General features: G+C 39.9%; 17 protein-coding genes and 1 pseudogene. 7 read left to right on the top strand and 11 right to left on the bottom strand.

Translation table 11 applies throughout. The features are described from left to right. Positions 1-96 precede the first annotated feature (96 nt). Positions 97-984, bottom strand: a complete 888-nt coding sequence (locus K1T76_RS07370) for a sulfite exporter TauE/SafE family protein (protein ID WP_230245036.1) — start codon at positions 982-984, stop codon at positions 97-99. A gap of 225 nt (positions 985-1209) precedes the next feature. Between K1T76_RS07370 and lpxB the strand changes: the two genes are divergently transcribed. Together lpxB and K1T76_RS07360 are read left to right on the top strand one after the other, a co-directional pair. Continuing rightward, positions 1210-2385 (top strand): lipid-A-disaccharide synthase, encoded by a 1176-nt coding sequence (lpxB, locus tag K1T76_RS07365; protein WP_230245034.1) that lies wholly within the window; start codon positions 1210-1212, stop codon positions 2383-2385. 31 nt (positions 2386-2416) lie between these two features. Beyond that, positions 2417-2656 (top strand): annotated as a pseudogene (locus K1T76_RS07360) (integrase core domain-containing protein); the annotation flags it as partial. A 179-nt stretch (positions 2657-2835) separates the two neighbouring features. Here K1T76_RS07360 and K1T76_RS07355 read toward each other — a convergent pair. Together K1T76_RS07355 and K1T76_RS07350 are read right to left on the bottom strand one after the other, a co-directional pair. Then, positions 2836-4209, bottom strand: a complete 1374-nt coding sequence (locus K1T76_RS07355) for an ABC1 kinase family protein (protein WP_230245032.1) — start codon at positions 4207-4209, stop codon at positions 2836-2838. A gap of 143 nt (positions 4210-4352) precedes the next feature. Continuing rightward, a complete protein-coding gene (locus tag K1T76_RS07350; protein ID WP_179994403.1) occupies positions 4353-4658 on the bottom strand; it encodes a hypothetical protein in 306 nt (101 codons plus the stop codon). 230 nt (positions 4659-4888) lie between these two features. Here K1T76_RS07350 and K1T76_RS07345 point away from each other — a divergent pair, with 230 nt between their 5' ends. From K1T76_RS07345 to aroC, 3 genes are all read left to right on the top strand, one after another. Further along, complete coding sequence (locus K1T76_RS07345; RefSeq protein WP_230245030.1) at positions 4889-5269, top strand: lysozyme inhibitor LprI family protein; 381 nt, start codon at positions 4889-4891, stop codon at positions 5267-5269. Between the two features lie 105 nt (positions 5270-5374). After that, positions 5375-6385 (top strand): 50S ribosomal protein L3 N(5)-glutamine methyltransferase, encoded by a 1011-nt coding sequence (gene prmB, locus K1T76_RS07340; protein ID WP_230245029.1) that lies wholly within the window; start codon positions 5375-5377, stop codon positions 6383-6385. Positions 6386-6398: 13 nt separating this feature from the next. Further along, a complete protein-coding gene (aroC, locus tag K1T76_RS07335; RefSeq protein WP_230245027.1) occupies positions 6399-7493 on the top strand; it encodes a chorismate synthase in 1095 nt (364 codons plus the stop codon). Between the two features lie 252 nt (positions 7494-7745). On the opposite strand, the gene K1T76_RS07330 is transcribed toward aroC, so the two are convergent. The 8 genes from K1T76_RS07330 to K1T76_RS07290 form a co-directional block, all read right to left on the bottom strand. Then, the gene (locus tag K1T76_RS07330) at positions 7746-8045 is read right to left on the bottom strand and encodes a cyd operon YbgE family protein (protein ID WP_004973403.1); all 300 of its coding nucleotides are present in this window, start codon (positions 8043-8045) and stop codon (positions 7746-7748) included. A 4-nt stretch (positions 8046-8049) separates the two neighbouring features. Continuing rightward, positions 8050-8151, bottom strand: a complete 102-nt coding sequence (gene cydX, locus K1T76_RS07325; RefSeq protein ID WP_004860610.1) for a cytochrome bd-I oxidase subunit CydX — start codon at positions 8149-8151, stop codon at positions 8050-8052. A gap of 24 nt (positions 8152-8175) precedes the next feature. Further along, positions 8176-9321 (bottom strand): cytochrome d ubiquinol oxidase subunit II, encoded by a 1146-nt coding sequence (gene cydB, locus K1T76_RS07320; protein ID WP_168417375.1) that lies wholly within the window; start codon positions 9319-9321, stop codon positions 8176-8178. A gap of 2 nt (positions 9322-9323) precedes the next feature. Further along, on the bottom strand, positions 9324-10904 hold the full coding sequence (locus tag K1T76_RS07315) for a cytochrome ubiquinol oxidase subunit I (protein ID WP_019837290.1): 1581 nt from the start codon (positions 10902-10904) through the stop codon (positions 9324-9326). Next, entirely contained in the window at positions 10904-11095 is a 192-nt protein-coding gene (cydP, locus tag K1T76_RS07310; protein ID WP_230245025.1) for a cytochrome oxidase putative small subunit CydP, read from the bottom strand. Before cydP ends, K1T76_RS07315 begins: the two co-directional genes overlap by 1 nt. Positions 11096-12305: 1210 nt before the next feature. Further along, complete coding sequence (locus K1T76_RS07300; protein WP_019837294.1) at positions 12306-12914, bottom strand: OB-fold-containig protein; 609 nt, start codon at positions 12912-12914, stop codon at positions 12306-12308. A 157-nt stretch (positions 12915-13071) separates the two neighbouring features. After that, positions 13072-13398, bottom strand: coding sequence for a Rieske (2Fe-2S) protein (locus tag K1T76_RS07295; protein WP_230245023.1), 327 nt, complete (start codon positions 13396-13398; stop codon positions 13072-13074). Continuing rightward, on the bottom strand, positions 13398-14402 hold the full coding sequence (locus K1T76_RS07290; RefSeq protein WP_230245016.1) for an adenosine kinase: 1005 nt from the start codon (positions 14400-14402) through the stop codon (positions 13398-13400). Before K1T76_RS07290 ends, K1T76_RS07295 begins: the two co-directional genes overlap by 1 nt. 139 nt (positions 14403-14541) lie before the next feature. Here K1T76_RS07290 and K1T76_RS07285 point away from each other — a divergent pair, with 139 nt between their 5' ends. Both K1T76_RS07285 and K1T76_RS07280 read left to right on the top strand, forming a co-directional pair. After that, entirely contained in the window at positions 14542-14991 is a 450-nt protein-coding gene (locus K1T76_RS07285; protein WP_004973417.1) for a GNAT family N-acetyltransferase, read from the top strand. Between the two features lie 149 nt (positions 14992-15140). Beyond that, on the top strand, positions 15141-18080 hold the full coding sequence (locus K1T76_RS07280; protein ID WP_230245008.1) for an insulinase family protein: 2940 nt from the start codon (positions 15141-15143) through the stop codon (positions 18078-18080). Positions 18081-18088 lie beyond the last annotated feature (8 nt).

Genomic DNA, 18088 nt, shown 5'->3' with positions numbered 1-18088 from the left:
TTATAAAAAGATGAATACTTCTTTAAAAAATAAGTGATGAATCGGGTAGATAAATTAAACGGTCTGTTTTGGCAAAATTCTGTCAGATAAAGCTCATTATTGGCTGGCTTGTGCTTCAGTGACTGCTGTTGCAGTTTCTGGCGTGCTAATCGGTTTTGTTTTCACAGGATTAACCATAAAGTTAATCCCGAGAATAAATAAGGTAATTCCTAAAACCTTACGAATCACTTTTTCAGGTAAACGTGAACTAACTAAAGTCCCCACCACAATTGCAGGAATCGAACCTACTAACAACCAACCCAATAGGTGAAAATCGACATTGCCTGAACTCATATGACCTAAACCTGCAACCAAGGTGAGTAAGACAGCATGCACGACATCTGAGCCGATAATACGAATCATGGGTAAATTGGGAAACATGAGCACCAATGCCATGATGCCAAAAGCACCAGCACCCACTGAAGAAAGTGTGACAAATACACCCAGTACAATCCCCATAATCACAATCAGGGCGCGCTTATCTGCAGCTTGTAGTTTAACCTTTTCAAGGTCCTGGGTCATATCGGGCAATTCTTGTTTACGGTGTTTATTAAAAAACGATTCAATTTGACTGCGAAACATAATTGAGATGCCAGTTAAGGTCAACATAAAGCCCAATACTACGGTCAGTACCATTTTATAATGGGTAGATTGGCTTAAATAATTCTCTAAAACCCAGTGGGTCGCAAATGAAGCAGGAATACTGCCCACTGCAAGCCAAATCACAATGGGCCATACAATATTCATTTTTTTGGCATGAACCAATGAACCGCAGAATTTTGAAATGGCAGCATAGAGTAAGTCTGTCCCAATTGCGATATGCGGTTCAATTTTAAACAAGCTGATCAGGATGGGAGTCATCAGCGAGCCGCCACCCACGCCAGTCACACCCACGCAGAAGCCGACCAATACACCTGCCAAAATAAACTCAATAGGACCAACCATGAAGATATGCCGAAGTCAAAAAAACGTGAATATATTATGACTTTTGGCAATAAGCTGTTGTCATGATTAATGATTTACTTATTCTTAAAACAGATATAGTCAATATAGAAAATCTGCGCAAAATTACAGATTCATTCCACGGCTTACTTTCTGTTTCTTACAAAATAATGTGGCTATGCTAAAATGTGAAAATTCATATCCATTAAAATTTAGAGGATAAAACGCTTGCAAAATCGGAAACTTAAAATAGGTATCGTTGTGGGAGAAGTATCTGGTGATACTTTAGGGGCACAACTTATGCGACGTTTTCGTGAGCAAGGCATTGATGCAGAATTTGAAGGCATTGGTGGCCCGCAAATGATTGCGGAAGGTTTTAAAAGTTATTATCCGATGGATATTTTATCGGTAATGGGCATTGTTGAAGTACTGAAAGATTTGAAAAAACTCTTTGCAGTTCGGGATGGTTTGGTCGAAAAGTGGAGCCAACATCCTGTTGATGTCTTTGTTGGGGTTGATGCACCCGATTTTAATTTACGTCTTGCCAAAAGTTTAAAACAGAAAAACTTGCCAATTAAAACCGTGCAATATGTTAGTCCTTCGGTATGGGCTTGGCGACAAGGTCGAGTGCATGGCATTAAAGCCAGTATAGATTTGGTACTGTGTTTATTTCCGTTTGAAAAAGCTTTTTTTAAAAAATGGGATGTGCCTGCAGCCTTTGTTGGACATCCTTTGGCGAGTCAGTTGCCGTTGGAAAATCCAATTGCTGCAGCAAAACTCGAATTGGGTCTAGACCCACAGCAACAATATATTGCACTTTTGCCCGGTAGTCGACGTGGTGAAATTGAGCGTTTAGGGCCGTTAGTTTTAGATGCGGCTTATATTTTGACGCAAAAATATCCGCAGTTTACCTTTTTAATTCCTGCTATTAATGATGCACGCAAACAACAAATTGAAGCGTTACTACAGACTTATCCGAGCGCATTACAAGACAAAGTGCAATTGATGGAAAATCGTAGCACAGAATCTAAAATTGGACGTCAGGTGATGAACGCGTCCGATATTATTGCACTGGCTTCAGGCACGGCGACGCTAGAAGCAATGCTATTACATCGTCCTATGGTTACGTTTTATAAGCTGAATCGGATCACGTATTGGATTGCGAAACTGTTGGTGAAAATTCCTTATTATTCATTGCCAAATATTATTGCAGGTAAAAAGGTGATTCAGGAGTTAATTCAGGAGGATGCAACACCTGAGCGTTTGGCAGTAGAAATTGAAAAGTTAATTGATATCGAAACAGCACAAATTCAGATGATGCAGCATATCACCATGCATAAGCAATTATTGTCCGATAACAGTGAAGACCCTGCGCAAGCAATTTTGGCAATTTTAGATCGTTAAACAGTTTAGTCAGCGATTGATTTGCTGTTTTCAAATCAGTATGGATGGTAAAGGTCGATGGGTAGATAATGTGATAGTTGAACGATTATGGCGGAGCGTTAAATATGAAGAGGTGTATCTCAAAGCTTATAGCAGTGTCACAGATTCGAAAAAGCAATTGAGTGCATATTTTGAGTTTTATAATCTGAAACGACTTCATTCGAGTCTAGACAAAATGACACCCAATGAGTTTTACTATGATCAGCTACCCCAACAAAATAAGGTGGCTTAACTAGAGCGGAATATCACTTATAAATACGCTTTTAGTTGTTCAAACAAGTGGGGCCACCTCTTATTATTTTTATAAAGATGTGCGCTTTTGAAATAAATTGACCTAAATGACAATTGTATCGGGGCACAACAATCATTTAGGTCTATAAAACAGCTTTGATTGAAGAAAAAAGTTGGGACTTAAATAAACTTTTGAATCATTTTACGGACATTGGTTTTCGCATCAATCACGGTCATAAAGGTATAGGCACCAATAAATTTACGACTAATGAACATAAATTCTTTAGGCGGCACACTAAAGTAACGTGAAGCCATCGACTTAGATGCCTGTTGCATGACACGGCTATGTAACTGACTTTTTTTCCAGTCATAGCGTGATTGTTCATCCATTACGCCAGCAGGTAAGTCACGGTTATTGTCTAGGTGGCTAAAGGCTTCTGTGGCCAGTAAAAATACTTTAGCCATATCGGGTTTAATGCTTTCAGGAATACTGTCAAAAAACTCGTAACCTGTCATGGCATTCACCATCATTTGTGGGTCATGGTAATAACCCGCCTTAATTAGATTACGCGCCACGGTCAGCAGTTGTTGGTCAAATTGACGAATAGCACCAAAGTCGAGCAGTACAATTTTATCGTGAATATCTTCACCATTACCTAAGCGAACCAAGTAGTTGCCAAAATTCGGGTCAGTCTGCATTTCGCCCCATTCAAATACTTCACGCACAGCAATTTCCAAAGAGGCTTCACCCAATTGGTTACGACGTTCTTGAGGTAATGACAGCATAACAGGGCTGTTAATCGGTACACCACGTTCAAAAGTCATACACAGTACTTGATCGCTACAGTATTCATCTACAATTCGCGGCACAATGTAGCGCGGATCATCTTTTAAACGGGCAGCAAAACGACGTGTCGTTTCCGCTTCAATTTGATAGTTGACTTCACGATGCATCATTTCACGCACTTCATCAAACCACTGATCAAATTCACGGGTTTGCGGCACCATGCGGGTCAATTTAAGCATATTTCTAAATAGACTCATATCTGAGTCAATCGCATCTGCCACGCCTGGATATTGGATTTTTAATACCAACTCCAAACCATCTGACTTGCGAGTTGCACGGTGGACTTGTGCTAAAGAGGCTGTGCCTAATGGTTCATGATCAATGGTGAGATCATCAAGTTTGGCACCTAACTGCGCCTGTAATTGCTGTTTAATTGCAGGCCATGCCAATGCGACAGTCTGGTTATTCAGAGTGTTGAGTGCTTGCGTAATTTCTTCAGGTAAAAAATGTTCGCCGTACAGCGCCATCATTTGCCCAATCTTCACGATAGAGCCTTTGAGTTTGCCAATTTCAGCCACCAAATAATCGGCTTGTTCTTTCATGGCTTTTTTGCGTTTACGTTCTTTTTCTTCTTCGCTTGAAAACATAGAGGTGGCATTCGAGGCTGCCCATCGTGTTCCTGCCAGTAAAGATGCCTTTGCGATGGATAAGCGTCGATCCATAGAGGAAGTCTTGAGTTGTTTAAGCTTATCGTTCTGATCTGACATTAAAATCAATCCTTAAATCAGCAATACGCAGGAAAATTAGATTGTAACGGATATTAGCCCGTCTTAACGTATTAAAAAAGTTCAACTTGCTGAACGACGAGTTTCCTGGTGAAAAAAGTATGAAAAACGGCTTAAAAGGACTTTTACATCCGATATTGTACTTTGGTTTCGGCTTTTTTCATCAATTGTGCTTTGTTGTCTTGGATAAATTTGAGAATCATTAACTTTACAGAATCGTGTAAAAAACCGTGTGCATAACCTTTCACAATAATCACACTGGGCAAACTAAAAAATAGATATTTGGCATCATCTAATGACGCATTTTCAAAAATGCCGTTTTCAATCAAAATTTGCTGAAAAAAATGTTTTTCAATTAAGACTGCTTCTGAGTGGTTGTCGTTCCAATAGCTTTGGCGCATGGCCATCAAATTATTGTGTTTGTAGCTCATAAGGCTGAAAGCTTTATCTATAAAATGAGTAATTCAATTATTGGGATATTGTCACATTTTTCAATGATTGTTGTGCATTTATCATCGACTCAGATATAAAAAGCAGGCGATTCACTATATGCTTTTTAAGCTGAATCTTGTAGCATCAATGCAGCAATTTGGGTTTTGTAAAATTATAAAATATTGAAAATTTACCGCGCTTTAAAAACAAACTGCGCTCAGGGGAAAATATGAAAGTTTGGACATTTACACTATTGGGGATGCTGACTTTGGGCACAGCTCAGGTTTGGGCGAATGGTGTTTCACAAGGCTATACACAATGTATGAACAATAGTTATGGCGAAATTTCTCAATCGCAAAAATGTATTAAAACTGAGCAAAAAGCACAAAACAAACGACTCAAAAAACACTATAAAGCCTATGTAAAACGCAGTGCGGGTAATGCCAGTAATATTCAACAACAGCATCAACTGTGGGAAAACCATGTAAAACAACGCTGTTATTTATCGACTCAAAGTGATTTTGCCGCATTCCAACGTGCGCAATGTGTTTTGCTACAGACAGCAGAGCGCGCAGATTATTATCAAGGTCAGTTTGTGGGAATCAAATAAGTAAAACCATCGCAAATAAATTACTTGGAAGATGCTTAAACATTATAAAACCGAGCAAAACAAGGTATCATAAGGCGTTTTAAAATTTACCTTGGAGCGCCTTAAGTGGATCGACCGACAATTAGCCCTGAACATTTGCAGGAAGCAGCTGAAAACCTATCAACCATTCGTGATTTTATTCGCTTTGGGGTTACAGCACTACGTCAATACGATGCACATTTAGGTCAAGGTACAGAAGATTATTTTGCAGAAAGTTCTGCATTGGTGCTGCAAACTTTGTCTTTGGACTGGAATGCAGACTCTGAAATTTTAGATGCCAAATTATTACCAAGTGAAGTGGCTGAATTTTTAAGCTTGCTCGAACGTCGTATCAACGAAAAAGTACCAACTTCTTATTTATTAAACCTGGCCTATTTCTTCGGAAAACCATTTTATGTTGATGAGCGTGTTTTAATTCCTCGTTCACCTATTGCCGAGTTAATTGAAAATCGCTTTGCGCCATATTGCCTAGATGAAGAAGGTCAAATGCGCGAAGCAAATAACAATTTACCAGCGAATGCTACACCTAAAACGCCACAACGTATTTTAGATATGTGCACGGGTTCGGGGTGTATTGCGATTGCTATGGCTTATGCTTTTCCAGATGCAGAAGTTGATGCAACCGACATATCAAAAGATGCTTTGGAAGTCGCACAAATCAACTGTGAACATCACAATAAACAGTATCAAGTGGCATTACTTGAATCTGATTTATTCGCCAAAATCCCAGCCGAAAATCAATATGATTTAATCGTATCTAACCCACCGTATGTTGATGCGGAAGATATGGCTGATTTACCTGAAGAATTCCACCATGAGCCAGAATTGGCATTGGCAGCAGGGCAAGACGGTTTAGATTTAGTTCGTAAGATGTTAGCTCAGGCAGCAGATTACCTGACTGAAGATGGCTTAATAGTGATTGAAGTGGGTAATTCTGAATGGGCGATGAAGCAAAACTTTAACACGGTTGATTTGCACTGGTTAAAATTTCAAAAAGGTGGTTCAGGTATTTTTGCATTGACCGCATCACAATGCCGTCAATATCGCGATTTATTTATTCAATCTGTTCAAGCATAAGGAGTCGTTGGACGTGGCAGGTAATAGTATAGGGCAACTTTTCCGTGTAACGACTTGTGGTGAATCTCATGGCGTCGGTCTAATGGCAATTGTCGATGGTGTGCCACCTGGAATTGAACTGTCTGCAGAAGATTTACAAAAAGACTTAGACCGTCGTAAACCAGGCACGTCTAAGTTTGCGACACAGCGCAAAGAACCCGATGAAGTTGAAATTATTTCAGGTGTCTTTGAAGGTAAAACGACTGGAACTTCAATTGGTTTACTCATTCGCAATACTGATCAAAAATCGAAAGACTACGGCAATATTGCACAGACTTTCCGCCCAGGGCATGCAGATTATACCTATACGCAAAAGTATGGTTTCCGCGATTACCGTGGTGGTGGACGTTCTAGCGCACGTGAAACAGCAATGCGCGTGGCAGCAGGTGCAATTGCAAAAAAATATCTGTTTGAAAAATTTGGTATTGTGATTCGTGGCCACGTCACGCAAATTGGTACAGAAAAAGCTGAAAAGCTAGATTGGAACGAAGTACCAAACAATCCATTTTTCTGTGGTGATGTCGATGCTGTACCACGTTTTGAAGCATTGGTGACTTCATTACGTGAACAGGGCACAAGCTGTGGTGCAAAACTGGAAATTGTGGCTGAAAAAGTTCCTGTGGGATGGGGTGAGCCTGTGTTTGATCGTCTAGATGCAGATATTGCCCATGCCATGATGTCAATTAACGCAGTAAAAGGCGTGGAAATTGGCGATGGTTTTGCCGTAGCAGCGCAGTTTGGGCATGAAACCCGTGATGAACTGACCACTGATGGCTTTTTAGCTAACCATGCAGGCGGTATTTTAGGTGGTATTTCTAGTGGTCAAGATATTCGTGTTGCGATTGCTTTAAAACCAACAGCCAGTATTACTACACCTGGAAAAACCATTAATTTGAACCGCGAAGATACGGATGTACTGACCAAAGGACGCCATGATCCTTGCGTGGGTGTACGTGCAACGCCAATTGCAGAAGCCATGCTTGCGATTGTGTTAATGGATCACTTTATGCGTCATCGTGCACAGAATGCCGATGTGGTGGCACCGTTTGCACCGATTGAGCCGAAGTAAGACTATGCTTTAAGCAAGGTGCATAGTCATTGCCAAGTGCGAAAATATGTTGTGAAAAAAGCCAAACTGTAGTGTTTGGCTTTTTTTTGCCTGAGTTTTGAGCTTCGTTCGTCTTTTTAGATTGGGAGTTTCAAAATTTTATACGTTATTTTCTATGGTGAAGATGCAGATGAATGATCTGCGGCTCTTAAAATTAGGCCTATAAAAAAGAGCGCATATCGCGCTCTTTTTAAGGGACTTATTTACACTTCATTAAAGAAACCAAGTGTAATAACCCCAAATCATCAATGGCCAAGCCACAAATGGGCTAAATAACCATTTCCAAAACCAGAAGCGTGGAATAAAACCAACACCGTGTACAAAGCCACCTGAAATACCAATCATAATAAACATCATGGCGCGATGGCTATATTCACCGTTAGCATCTAGCATTGCTGCTGGATGAAGAAGCAGTACAGCTGCGAGTGGGAATGCCAATAAACATGAAATAACCATCGCAATCTTGTTCGGTTTTTGAACTGTTGTTTCAGCGTTCACTGCAGTGTCTGTCATCTCACTATTCCTCGTCAAGGTCTTGATGAGATTCAATATACAGGGCACTCAAGACACCTGCAAAGCATGCCATCAGAATACCGAGAATCCATGCAAAGTACCACATAATTTATTCTCCTTAGACACAGCCTTAGTAAAGGCTGTGTGAATTCTCTTTAATGTGCTTGTTGGTGATAACGCCCCACATTTTGTAGTAACACCAAGTGGTGTACAACAAAATAATTGGTACGAAGATACATGCTGCTACAGTCATAACAGTTAGCGTATTTTGACTAGATACCGCATCCCACATAGTCAAGCTTGCAACAGGGTTAAGGCTTGAAGGCATTAAGAATGGAAACAGTGCAAAACCAGCAGTTAAAATTGCACCGATTACCGCTAAAGATGAACCAGTAAAACTCAAACCTGCCTTGCCTTTACCAGCTGCAAGAATAATCAAGATACCGCCCAAGATGCCCATTACTGGCGCAATCATGGTGATTGGGTAAGTTGAGTAGTTATTCATCCAACCAGGGTTACCATTGGTAAGCACTTCTTTAGCCAATGGATTCGCAACGCCATTTGTGTCGTATGGAGTAACAAGGGTATAACCTTCGATACCACCGAAGTATAACCATGCACCTGCACCTAAGAAACACACAAGGAACACAATGCCCATGATTTGTGTTGCTTTAGCAGAGCGTGCACGTAAGTCACCATCTGTACGAAGCATTAACCAAGCACCACCATGCGCACAAAGCATAGACAAGCTCACTAAACCACATACCAGAGCGAATGGGTTTAATAACGCAAAGAAGCTACCTGTATATGTTGAACGTACAGTTTCATCTAGGGTAAATGGCACACCGAGGAACATGTTACCAAAAGCTACACCGAATACTAATGCAGGAACTGCACCACCTACAGCTAGACCCCAGTCCCAAGATGTACGCCACTTGGTGTTTTCAAGTTTTGAACGGTAGTCAAAACCGACTGGACGCAAGAACAGGGCAAATAGGACTAAGAGTAGTGCCCAGTACATGCCTGAGAATGCAGTTGCATATACCATAGGCCATGCTGCAAATAACGCACCACCAGCAGTAATGAACCAAACTTGGTTACCATCCCAGTGCGGTGCAATCGTGTTGATTGCAGCGCGGCGTTCTTCGTCATTTTTACCTACAAATGGCATGATTGCCATTGAGCCCATGTCGAAGCCATCGGTAAGGGCAAAGCCAATTAGTAGTACACCAACTAGCACCCACCAAATGATTTTGAGTAATTCATATTCGATCATGCTTAAGCCTCCTCATTGGCTTTTTTCGCAGCTTCAAGTTTCTCGAAGTGGTATTTACCAGTATGAAGCGAGCTTGGGCCTAGACGTGAGAATTTGATCATCAAGTACATTTCAATAATCAGCAATACGGTGTAGAACGCAGCCAATGCAATGATTGAGCCCCATACGTCACCTGTGCTGAGTGAAGATGCAGAAAGGTGTGTAGGAAGTACTTCACCAATTGTCCATGGTTGACGACCAACTTCTGCTACATACCAACCTGTTTGCGCAGCAATCCAAGGTAAAGGTAATGAGAATAATGCAAATTTTAATAACCAAGGTTTACTTTCTGCATTGCGTTTAGCCACTGCAAAAGTTGCAAGTGCGAATAACAACAGCATTAAGAAACCTGAAGCGACCATGGCACGGAATGCCCAGAACAAACTTGGTACGTGTGGAATAGTATCCGCAGCAGCCATTTTAATTTGTTCGTCGGTCGCATCTACAACGTTTGGTGTGTATTTTTTCAACAATAAACCGTAACCCAAGTCTTTTTGAGTTTGCTCGAACGCCGCTTTAAGTTCAGGAGATTGGTCGCCCGCACGTAATTGCTCAAGTTGTTGATAAGCAACCATACCGTTACGAATACGAACTTCGTGGTTTGCGATCAGGTCTTTAATACCAGTCACTTCTTCGGTAACAGAACGCGTTGCAATAATTCCCATAACATAAGGAATTTTAACTGCGTAATCTGTTGTTTGCGTTTCTTTGTTTGGGATACCAAATAAAGTAAACGCTGCAGGAGCAGGGTGAGTATCCCATTCTGCTTCAATTGCTGCGAGTTTAGTTTTTTGAACATCACCTAATTCATAACCTGATTCATCACCAAGTAGAATTACAGATAAAGTAGAAGCTAAACCGAAAATTGCTGCAATTGCGAATGAACGACGTGCAAATGGTAAGTCTTGCTTTTTCAGTAAGTAATAACTTGAAATCGCTAAAACGAAAATAGCACCCGTTACATAGCCAGCGGAAACAGTATGTACGAATTTAACTTGTGCAACAGGGTTAAAAATTAACGCCCCGAAGTCAACCAATTCCATACGCATGGTTTCGTAGTTAAAGGTAGAACCCACTGGGTTTTGCATCCAGCCATTGGCGACTAAAATCCAGAGTGCGGACATATTAGAGCCAAGCGCAACTAGCCACGTTACACATAAGTGCTGCACTTTGGAGAGTCGATCCCATCCAAAGAAGAATAAACCAATGAAGGTCGATTCTAAGAAGAAGGCCATTAAACCTTCAATTGCAAGTGGTGCACCAAAGATATCACCCACGTAGTGTGAGTAATACGCCCAGTTTGTACCAAACTGGAATTCCATGGTTAAACCAGTGGTTACCCCTAAAGCAAAGTTAATACCGAAGAGTTTTCCCCAGAATTTAGTCATGTCTTTATAAATTTCTTTACCAGAAATCACATAAGTGGTTTCCATAATGGCAAGAATAAAAGCCAGACCTAAAGTCAGTGGAACAAAAATAAAGTGATACATCGCGGTCATTGCGAATTGGAACCGCGAGAGATCGACCACGCTTTCAGAAATCATCAACGTGTCTCCTTGATTGAGGAAGGACTGCCAGCAATACGCTCAGCAACTTGTGAATCAAAATTTTGAGGGATCGTAGGGGCATCAAACCAAATGTTTTTGATAACCATTAGCAACACGACCTTAATAATTAAAATGGCCGTGAGCTCACGAACAACTTTTCTATTTAAATCTTTAGGTACTAAGCTCACTTTTTATAAGCCTATTTTTTAAACTGTGTTTTATATTATTAAACAAAAACATACAAAAAAAAATAGCCAGCACAATTAAAATAAAAATATATTGTTAACTTATTATAAATCAATAGTTTGTTTTTAGGTGATGAAGAAAATAAATGGAGGAAAGTAGTTTTTTTAAACTTGACAGAAACACTTGTAATTAATTATTTAAAATCTGACTAAAATACTTATATTTTAAAAAAGCAAATCAGACTAAATTGCTATGAATAAAAATCAATCTAAAAATAGCAATAAATTATAGATATTATCAGGTAATAATTATTCTCATTGATTTGTTAAATTTTAATGACGATTCCGCCTATTTTTATTTTCCTACAATGGATCTCTTGAGAAAGTTAACTTGGGAACATGAACCGTACTAGGTTTGTCGGAGACTTCATCATTTCCGTCCTTTTCTATAGCGTTATTTTCATAGCTGAAAATGTTTAATTCTGCCGTAGTTAGGTTCAATTGTGATCCCATGCGCACTGATTTATTACCTAATCTGTTGTGCTATTTGGCTAAGGGTAAATTCTTAAATTTCTTTATTGGAATGAGTAACTTAACTCTTAATTTGATAAGATTTTTATTGCCTAAATTTGCCATTATAAAAGTATAAATATTCAAATATTTACGAGAACTCATCAGATCTCGTTTTCTGTCACACTCGACCTCTATACTTGCAATTTTCTTTAGCCCTGGGTTGAAAATGACCTGTATTTTTAACGTATGTTTCTTCTTTTTACCGCTATAGAATTGACTTGGTTTTTTTGATGCTCAATCTGTGACTCAGTGACTTGAACGATCAAATCATTCGCCTCGCTAAACTTTGGATTACTTTTTGGCATTGCGAAAATTCATGATTGAATCAGAACATTTTCAACTTTTTGAAGAATACGTTCCATACAGCTTTCAGCTAGATTCTAATCAGCAGATAGCTCAATTTGGGATTTATGAAAGCGAAAAAAATCAAATATAATAAAAATTGTTTCTCTAAACGCAACGAATGCGGTCTTGCAAATTTTTTATAGGCAAGTTAAGCGTATTCTAACACCGATATCATTTTTAGGAATAATTGACGAGAAACTCCAACTGGTCGTTTAAATTCATCATCATTGAATCGAGTTAAGATTTTGATATTTCATGGGGCCAACATAATCAAATTTTGACTTTCAAAAGAGGTTTATGGATTGCTAAATAAGTTATTTGATGCTGAAATTTTTTTGGCAAGATAGTGAGATTGTTTTTTTCGAACAATAATTACTTGAGCTTGAAATTCAAGTTCACCAAATTCAGGTTCAACCTGCACATAATGCAATTGTCCAAACTCATCACGCACACGTGCTTGTGCAGAAAAACCAGGACGGGCATTGCCACTTGAAATTGTGGCCAAACGTCCGAGCAAATCGACTTGGCGCACGCTGTATTTAGGTTTGATAACTTGGTCTAAACAGTGAATCATGAAGACTGTAAAAAAGATAGCAATAATAAACGCTGGAAAAATAATGTAATATGCAGGAACAAAATGCTGTTTTTGTGAGTAAATGAAGAACTGTAAAAAATATCCTGAAACACTGAAATTCATCAGTAAAAAAACAAAAATCAGTACTTTGGAAAATTTAACATCTAAAAGCGGCGATTCTGTAATCCGTTGTGAAAATACATTTTCAAGCAACTGACTTGGACGAAAATTAAAATAGTAACCAATCGTTTCGGCAGTGCTGATTAGCATTAAAACAACCAGGCTGAGATGAAAGGGCATTAAGTTCAAATCAGATAAAAACTCATGCATGCGCTAAACTCGCCTGTTGAAATATTTATAGTTGATGTGACTAGATGCAGATCATAGATCTAACTCTACATAGAGAGAATAGATAAATGATCTGGTTTTGTACAGAGCTAAGATTTGGAACTTTGAGTTTTTTTAGCTTAGGGAAAGCCGCTAAATGTTAGTCGTTGATTAAGTAAATCCCACCATCTGAATGAACGCTGATCTCGATTTTCTCGAGTGACTGACCTAAACATGGACCAGAAATACATTCGCCCGTTTCGACCATGAACAATGCGCCATGTGTTGAGCATTCAATATATTCTTGGTCGCGGTCTAAGAACTGGTTTTCTAAAAACTCTAGTTCCACTTGTAGATGTGGGCACACATTTTTGTAAGCGTAAAACATGCCATCGCGTTGGGTGATGAAAATCGTATCACCATTTGGCGTTTCGTAGGAGCGTGCTTCACGGTCAGGAATGTCTTCCATCATACAAATTTTATTCATTATGCAAATTCCTTTTGAATGTTATGCAAAAGTTTAGCGTAATCCTCTACAGCAAGACGAGGGCCGAATTGAGCAACCACTTCACTTGAAACAAGAATGGCGAGTTGAGCTGCTATTTGGAAACCTAAACCTGCATTGAGTGCATACAAGAATGAACCTGCAAAGGCATCTCCGGCACCATTAGCATCAACAGCAGTGACTGGACGACCTGGTACATTATAAGAGTTGTGTCCATCAAAAATTAAGGCACCCTGTGCGCTCAATGTAATGACAATGTATTTGCTTTTTTGTTTCAACTGTTCTAAAGCACTTTCTGCCGTTTCTGTACCTGTGTACATCATGGCTTCTTCTTGATTACAGAAGATCAAATCTACACCATCGTCTAGTAACTCATCCAAACCTTCACGTGCATATTGCACCATGGCAGGATCAGATAAAGTCAGTGCAATTTTTACTTGATTGGCTTTGGCAATTTCACGCGCCTGTTTTACCGCAGCGCGTGCAGTGTCACTCGTAGATAAATAGCCTTCGATATAAAGCCATTTTGCTGTTTTAAGTGGCTCAAAATCAATTTGTGTGGCAGAAAGTTCTGCGGTAATGCCCAAGTAAGTGTGCATGGTACGCTCAGAGTCATCACTCACTAGTACCATACAAGTCCCTGTAACACCATGACTGACTGATTTGGTTGTGGTGTGAATACCTGCTTCATTTAAGCCTTTGAGGTATATATCACCCAAATCATCGTTACCCACACGGCAAGCATAGAAGGCTTGACCGCCTAAAGCACTAAATGCAACGGTGGTATTTGCAGCAGAACCACCTGAAGCTTGGCCTTTATGTCTTTGCGTTTTAATTAAGTTGTTGTATAAACTTGCTTGTGTTTCACCATCGGTTAATTGCATAGTACCTTTTTGCAAGTTATGTTGAATGAGGAAGTCATCCGAGACTTGAAATTCTTGGTCAATTAATGCATTACCAATTGCAAAAAGGTCTACAGTTGCCATGTCTTTAAATCACAGTCAAAATTAAAAACACTAAGTTTACACCAATGCTCAGGATTGCTGTAGTTTCATGAATAAAATTCAGCAGATTGAAGGTTATTGATGAAAAATAGGGGTTTAGCAGAGTTATCAGGAAGGTGAGATGAACATCGAAATTAAAGAAGCACAAGAGTTACCAACGCAAATTCAGACTTTGGCCAAACATGCTGCTCAAGAAGGGTTTGATTTTGTCCATCGTTTAATTGAAGAATGGGAAAGTGGCAAAAACCGCTTTAATCAGCCTGGTGAATTTTTATTGTTTGTTTACGATGGTGATCAACTGGTTGCATGCGGTGGTTTAAATCAGCAATGGAATGAGCAGGATATTGAAAGTCGTATTGGACGGGTACGTCGTTTTTATGTTTTGCCAAATTATCGTAAACATGGCGTGGGCAAACAGCTGCTACAACATTTAGAGAAAAAAGCACGTGCCAATTTCTCGGCGTTGTGTTTAAACACTGACACTAAATCGGCAGCACATTTTTATCAAAAACAGAATTATGTGTATGTCGAAAATCATCCAAATTATAGTTATTTTAAATACCTGATCTAGTTTTGCTTATGCTTCAAGCATCGCATCAGAGCATTTTGTTGCTACTTTGCAAATTTCAATCAATTTAGTCGGGTTTTCAACGTGAATTATTTAAAGAACTAAAGCTATAATGGCTTTAGTTTTTTATTTGCTTATTTTTAGGAGATCACATGACTGTAGATGTCACTGAAACCATTTCCCAGACTGTACATCCTGCGTTTCAGTTGGTACGTCAACACCATGTTGAAGCCTTAGACATTTTAGTGTCTGAATTTAAACATAAAGTTACAGGTGCGGTGCATTATCACTTAGCGACAGAACATGATGAAAATGTTTTTTTAGTCGCATTTCGCACTCAGCCGATGGATTTCAAAGGTGAGGCGCATATTTTAGAGCATACTGTGTTGTGTGGTTCTGAAAAATTCCCTGTACGTGACCCGTTCTTTTTAATGATTCGTCGTTCTTTGAATACTTTTATGAACGCATTTACTGCGGCGGATTGGACGGCCTATCCATTTGCGACACAAAACAAAAAAGATTTCCAAAACCTGCTTGCGGTGTATATGGATGCGGCTTTTGCAGCCAATTTAAATCCTCTCGATTTTGCTCAGGAAGGTATTCGTATTGAGCTGGAAAATGGCGAGCCTGTTTATAAAGGCGTGGTATTTAATGAAATGAAAGGTGCGATGAGTTCGCCATCCGATCAGCTTTATCACCAATTGGCTTATCATTTATTCCCTGAAACAACTTACCACTACAATTCAGGTGGCGACCCGAAAGATATTCCAGATTTAACCTATCAAGAATTGGTAGATTTTTATAAGTCACATTATCACCCAAGTAATGCGGTATTTATGACTTTTGGCAATACGCCTGCATACGATTTACAAGAACAGTTTGAACAGTTGGCTTTGGCGAAATTTGAACAGGGCGAAACGTTGTATTCGAAGCCTGAGCGTCGTTTAGCTGCGCCCGTTGCAGTGACTGAAAGTTATGCAGTCGATGCAGAAGAACTGAAAGATAAAACTTATCATGTTTTGGCGTGGTTATTGCCTGAAGCAAGCGATATTAAATTACGCTTAGGTATGCGTTTGGTTGAAGGTGTTTTACTTGAAAATTCTGCATCACCACTGCGTCATTATTTGGAAACTTGGGCGCATGCACAATCTACAGGACCATTGATGGGCGTGGATGATTCCAACTTTGAAATGACCTTCTTCTGTGGTGTGCAAGGTTCTAACCCTGAACATGCAGCAGAATTTCAGGCGGGCGTTTTAAAAGTTTTACAAGATGTGGCTGCACAGCCTGTGGATACTGCATTGGTTGATGCAATTTTGCATCAAATTGAATTGCATCAGCGTGAAATTAATGGCGATGGTATGCCATACGGTTTGAGCTTGATTTTAAATGGTTTAAGCAGTGCAATTCACCACAATGACCCCATTCAGGTGTGGGATGTAGATACTGCGATTGAGCAAGTCAAAGAAGAGCTTAAAGACCCAATGTGGTTATCGCAATTAATTCAGACACATTTAATTGATAACCCGCACCGTGTGCAAATGACTTTGGTGCCAGATGCAGAAAAATCGGCCAAAGATGCTGCACTTGAAAAAGCACGTCTGGCTGAGATAGGCGCACAACTCACAGATGAGCAAAAAGCAGAAATCATTGCGCAAACGGAAGCTTTAAAAGTCCGTCAAGATACACCAGATGATTTGAATTTATTGCCAAAAGTTGGTTTGGAAGATGTGCCTGCAGCCTTGCATATTGTGCAGGGTGAGTTGCGTGAAATTATCAGCAACCGCATTGATTACCCTTTAAATTTATATCATGCAGGAACCAATGGAATTTACTATCAGCAAGTATTGATTCAAATTCCTGATGAAATTGTTCAATCGCCATATTTTAATTTGCTGTCTATTTTGATGGGCGAAGTGGGTGCAGGGGAATACGACTATTTAGAATTGCAACAGTTACAAACCGCAGTCAGCGGTGGTTTGGGCATGGGTGCATCTTTACGCTCTAAAGTCGATGACAAAAATCAGATCAGTGCATGGCTCACCTTAACCACCAAATCATTGGTGAATAATCTTGAAGCTATCCGCTTGCTGAAACTGGCATTTGAGCAATTACGTTTTGATGAAAAAGATCGCATTATTGAGTTGTTACAACAACGTAAAACCCGTTGGCAGTCACGTTTATCGGGTTCTGGGCACAGTTACGCCATGCAAATTGCGGGACGTCATCACAGTGCTTTGGCGCTGCGTGATTACAACAATACAGGTTTGGGCGCATTAAATTGGTTGTCAGATTTGGTTGCTAAAATTGAAAATGATGCAACGGAATACAATAAACTGATTGCTGAATTGCAATTGATTCACCATAAATTGCTGCAAGCACCTAAGAAGTTTTTGTTGGTATGTGAAGAACATCAATCTGATCGTTTGGTCGAAGAAGTTCAAGAAGTTTGGGATAAACTCACTGTCGCAGAGAGTTCTGCAGCTTTAACCAAAGTTCCTGTATATCATTCAGAGCAAGATCAGGCATGGTTGATTCAAGCCAATGTGCAATTCTGTGCAGCTGCATATCCTGCGGTGGAAGTGTCGCATCCTGATGCTGCACCTTTGATGGTATTGGCTGCATATTTGCGTAATGGTTTCTTACACAGCGCAATCCGTGAAAAAGGCGGTGCTTACGGTGGCGGTGCAACCTACGATGGCAATGCATGTTCATTCCGTTTTTACAGTTACCGTGATCCACGCTTGGCAGAAACTTTCGCAGACTTTGAAGCGAGTATTGATTGGTTATTTAATACAGAGCAATTGCCGCATCAACTAGAAGAAGCGATTTTAGGTTTAATTGCTAGTATGGATAAACCAGGTTCGCCTGCAGGTGAAGCGATTACTGCATGTTATGCATTATTGCACGCGCGTACACCCGCATTCCGCACAGTATTGCGAGAGCGTTTATTGGCGGTGACTTTAGACGATTTAAAACGTGTTGCGGAGCAATATTTGCGTCAGCAGCAAGCATCTAAAGCCGTAGTCGCACCTGTGTCAAAACGTGAAGCATTGCTCGAACTTGGTTTTGAAATTAAACAAGTGAACTGATACGTGAA

Origin of the sequence: Acinetobacter sp. PW68 (assembly GCF_020982655.1) — a bacterium.
Classification (GTDB): Bacteria; Pseudomonadota; Gammaproteobacteria; order Pseudomonadales; family Moraxellaceae; genus Acinetobacter; species Acinetobacter towneri_A.
Note: the sequence above shows the minus strand (reverse complement) of the source record. Positions and strands in the feature narration are given on the sequence as shown.